Below are 4,202 nucleotides of genomic sequence, written 5' to 3' on the forward strand. Positions count from 1 at the left end.
CACGTACACCAATCCTTCATCATCGCTTCCTTCACGGTTCGAGTCGTCGTTAGCGGTCCTGGCGTAAGAAGTAGATATGGATTTTCTGTTAGCAATAATGCATCATTATGTGATTTCATGGACGATCCCCCGCTTGTAGTCTTTCGTTGATGTGTGAAATAACGCCATCCAGCTCGCCAATCTCACGAATGATAAAATGTGCTCCCGCTTGCATCAAGCGATCCGAAACTTCAACAAACAGCTTCTCCTTCTCGCCCTCAGACAGGGCTTCCGTTTCCGCTTGTGTCAAACCCACTTCATTCCCGCCGAAAATAACGCCTACTGACCATACGCCTGCATGACGGCCTTCTCTCATATCCGCTTCGGTATCGCCGCATTTGACAATATGGCTCATCGGATACGTACCGAGCAGTTCCGCATTGCGGAAAATCATCCATGGATGCGGGCGGCCTTCGGCTGCTTCATCTGGCGTTACTGTACTATCTGGCGAATATCCCTGCTTCGCAGCTTCCGGAGCAATAATGTCCATCATGGGACGCGTATATCCTGTCGTCGTTCCAATCTTGATGCCCTGCTCGCGCAGTCTCTCAATAAGTGCTAGTGCTCCGGGCACTGGTGTTGCATATTGATGAAGAATGGAGAACAACATCGGTTCAAACTTTTCATACATTTCATCAATGTCATTTTCATTTGGCATGCTGCCAAACTTCGCTTGCCATGCAGCAGACACATCAGGATCGGAGCAAATATCGCGCAAATGATCCTTTTTCATACGACCCATCGGCTTCCGAATCGCTTTGAACGACGCCTCAATGCCTCTTTCTTCGAATAAGCGGCGAAACGCTTCAACCGGTGCAAAGCTTCCATAATCAACCACTGTACCTGCCCAATCTAATATGACTGTTTTAATCATGAGTAAAAACCTCCATCGTATATTGTGTAATTGTTTTGTTGAAAACTTGTTTTTGGCATCGCCTTATCGCTTCTGCCAAGCTGACATTTTGCGTCTCAGCCTTGCGGTGCCCGCTTCATATAGAAAGCGAACGACAACATTGAGGAGCACAACGAGTACTGACATCGCTGCCGCCGCTGCCGTATCGCCCGCATCGTCCATGCTGACGATGGAAACCGAGGCAATTCGCAAGTCCGACGCATACAGAAAGACCAGTGCAGATACCGTCACCATTGCATTTACGAAAAAGTAAACTGCCATTTCTAATATGGCCGGCAAGGACAATGGCACCGTAATGCGCGAAAATGTCCGCAGCTTTGAGACATTCATGGACTCCGAGACGTTGTCGAACTCCTTGTCCAGCATTTTTAAAGTTGCGGTCGCCGTCATGAATGGAACGGAGTAAAAATGCACAACATTAGCCAAAACAAGAATGATCATCGTTCCATAAAAAAAGTGAAACGGGTTGGCCGGATGATTAAAGAAATAAATAAAAGATAATCCGATGACCAGCCCTGGAAGCGCCAGTGGCAAAATCGACAAGAAATAAGCAGCTTGCCGGATCGGACGGTAGACACGTCCATTTTCGATCAAATAAGCAAACAAGAACGTAATGATCGTCCCGATTACCGCGGTCCAAGCAGCCATCTCAATGCTGTTCCAGAACGGATCAAAGCCACCTGCCGCTGCATTGGAGAAGTCGAAGTTGCTCCACGTTAGCGACATGTCATACGGCCACTTCTTCACGACCGAAGCAAGCAGAACAGCTCCCATTAACAGCAATATCATGGCTGATAAAACAATCGCATACGTATACGCCCAAACATTGCGCAGCCGATTGTTCTTCACGGAGTAGGGAACAGACTTTGATGTGACGTAAGCCTGCTGCTTGCGCGTGACGATTCGATCCACGATAAACGCGAGAATGGCGGGAATGGTCAGCACGATGCCGACTACAGCTCCCATAGACATATTTTGCTGGCCGACAACCTGTTTAAAAATATCAGTGGCCAGCACGTTATACTGTCCGCCTACGACCTTCGGTGCGCCAAAATCGGTGAAGCTGAGCGTAAAACAAATGACGACTGCGCTGAGCAGCGCATATTTTACAGACGGCAGCGTTACGGTAAACATTTTTCGCAAGCTGCTCGCGCCCATCGACTCTGCTGCCTCATATAAGCGATAATCGCTGACGGCAAGCCCCGCACACAAAATAAGAAACGCCTGCGGAAACGTATAGATGACCTCTGAAATGATGATGCCTACTTTTCCATAGAGCGGAATTCGCCACTCAAACGGCAGCAGTCCGAACAATCCGGTAGAAATGAGACCTTGATGACCAAATAAATAAGTAAGCGCGAGCCCGTGCATCATAGTTGGTGCGAATAAGGGCAGCATGGCAAGAGCTTTGAAGAAGGACTTTCCTTTAATATTTGTGCGAGTCAGTACGAACGCCAGCCCAAAGGCAAGCGGTACAGCAATCGCGGTTGTAGCTGTGGATACGGTAATTGTGTTCAGCATCGATTGAATGAGTGATCTTGACTGCAGATACGATGAAAAATGAGTGAAGCCAACCAGATTTCCATCTGAATCCATGAACGCCTGCTTAAACATCGCGAACAGCGGCAGAACAATGACAGTAATAAGTGTGAGCAGGACTAGGACTAGCAAGAGCTTAATAACGCCATTGCTCTCCCGTAACTTTTGATTGCTTTTTCTCACCCACTGCGAGGGCAGAGCTTGATCTATTTTCCCTTTCATTCTCTACCTCCCCACGTTCCCAGCGATTGCCGCAGGATAATGAAGCATACGCTCTTTCGGCATTTGAAGATGAAACAGCTTATTGCGCGACCATTCAAATCGATTAGCTATTTGCGCGGATATATCTACCGTTACGCTTATGTCCGAGTGCTTCCCGTGTTCATTCGCGAGCTGCAAGCTTACACGATAGAATGCGCCACGAAACTCCACATGCTGAACAAATCCGCTAATTCCGCTATCATTGGATAGGCCGCCCGTATGCTTTTCCTCATCAATCTGGATATGTTCCGGCCTTATAGCTAACAAATCATTTGGGCTTGCCCCCATCCATCTTTCTGTTCCTACAGGGAAAAAATTAATAGCCCCAATGAAATCAGCGACAAAAGGCGTATTTGGCTTGTCATATACCTCCTGCGGCGTGCCAATTTGGACAACCCGTCCTTGATCCATGACGACAATCTGATCCGCCATCGTCAGCGCTTCCTCTTGGTCATGCGTAACCATAACCGTCGTAATGCCAAGCCGCTCTTGCAGCTCGCATAGCTGTTCGCGCAGCTTCTCCCGCACCTTCGCATCAAGCGCAGAAAGCGGCTCATCCAGCAATAAAATATCAGGCGATAAGGCGATTGCTCTTGCGAGCGCCACCCGCTGCTGCTGGCCTCCGGAGAGCTGTGCTGGATACCGATCCCTCACCTCAGTCAGTCCAATAAGCTCCAGCATTTCCTTCACGCGTTCTTCAATTTGACGCTTCGGCTGTTTCCCTTTGAGACCATAGCCAATGTTGTCGCTCACACTTAGATTCGGAAATAGCGCATACGATTGAAAAACGATGCCAAAGTTGCGTTTGGACGTATGCTGCGTCGTAATATCATTTCCATCAAGGATAACGGTGCCGGCATCAGTCTGTTCAAGACCTGCGATAATACGCAGCAATGTCGTCTTGCCGCAGCCGCTTGGGCCGAGCAGACATGTGAATTTCCCTTTCGGAATATGAACGCTGACATCATGGAGTGCTTGAAAGCTGCCAAATGCCTTGCGAATACCATTAATCGCTAATCCTTCATTTTTCATTCTCATTCTCCTTGTGTTCTCGTAATAATCGTTCAAGAACGGTATGATGAAGTTAAAACATTTGCATCGTTGATCTATTAGCAGTTTAAAATAGATTTGTTAAGTGAGTGTCAAACACAAGTAAAGATTGTGTGTTTAATTGCTTTTATTATGGTTTTAAGTTGTTTTAAAGATCCGAATGCTGTATTTTATGTGCAACAACCTTTTTTTCATTTCTTTAGCAAAGACAACAAACTAAAAAAAAGGACGGGTTCAACACTTATGACAACGATTATTTTCGATTTAGACAACACGCTGATTTGGGATGAGAAAAGTACAGACGAGGCACTCGATGCAACATGCGAAGCAGCCGAGCAAGCATTAGGTTTACAAATAGGACTTTTAAAGCAATCTATCATTCGTTCTTCTCATTCTGTAT

General features: G+C 46.9%; 3 protein-coding genes. All 3 read right to left on the minus strand.

Translation table 11 applies throughout. From position 1 onward, the window contains the following. Positions 1 to 115: 115 nt before the first annotated feature. The 3 genes from phnX to AC1DSE_RS31355 all read right to left on the minus strand — a co-directional run bounded on the left by phnX (position 116) and on the right by AC1DSE_RS31355 (position 3,784). A complete protein-coding gene (gene phnX, locus AC1DSE_RS31345; RefSeq protein ID WP_477512072.1) occupies positions 116 to 913 on the minus strand; it encodes a phosphonoacetaldehyde hydrolase in 798 nt (265 codons plus the stop codon). Between the two features lie 63 nt (positions 914 to 976). After that, positions 977 to 2,713: a putative 2-aminoethylphosphonate ABC transporter permease subunit gene (locus AC1DSE_RS31350; RefSeq protein WP_477512071.1), complete on the minus strand. Its 1,737-nt coding sequence runs from the start codon at positions 2,711 to 2,713 to the stop codon at positions 977 to 979. 3 nt (positions 2,714 to 2,716) lie between these two features. Continuing rightward, positions 2,717 to 3,784: an ABC transporter ATP-binding protein gene (locus AC1DSE_RS31355; protein WP_477512070.1), complete on the minus strand. Its 1,068-nt coding sequence runs from the start codon at positions 3,782 to 3,784 to the stop codon at positions 2,717 to 2,719. Between the last annotated feature and the right edge of the window lie 418 nt (positions 3,785 to 4,202).

Source organism: Paenibacillus sp. 01L418 (assembly GCF_056400045.1).

Excerpts from the sequence above, each read along its gene's own strand:
- AC1DSE_RS31355 (WP_477512070.1), bottom strand. The coding sequence starts at position 3,784 with ATGAAAAATGAAGGATTAGCGATTAATGGTATTCGCAAGGCATTTGGC.
- AC1DSE_RS31350 (WP_477512071.1), bottom strand. The coding sequence starts at position 2,713 with ATGAAAGGGAAAATAGATCAAGCTCTGCCCTCGCAGTGGGTGAGAAAA.
- phnX (WP_477512072.1), bottom strand. The coding sequence starts at position 913 with ATGATTAAAACAGTCATATTAGATTGGGCAGGTACAGTGGTTGATTAT.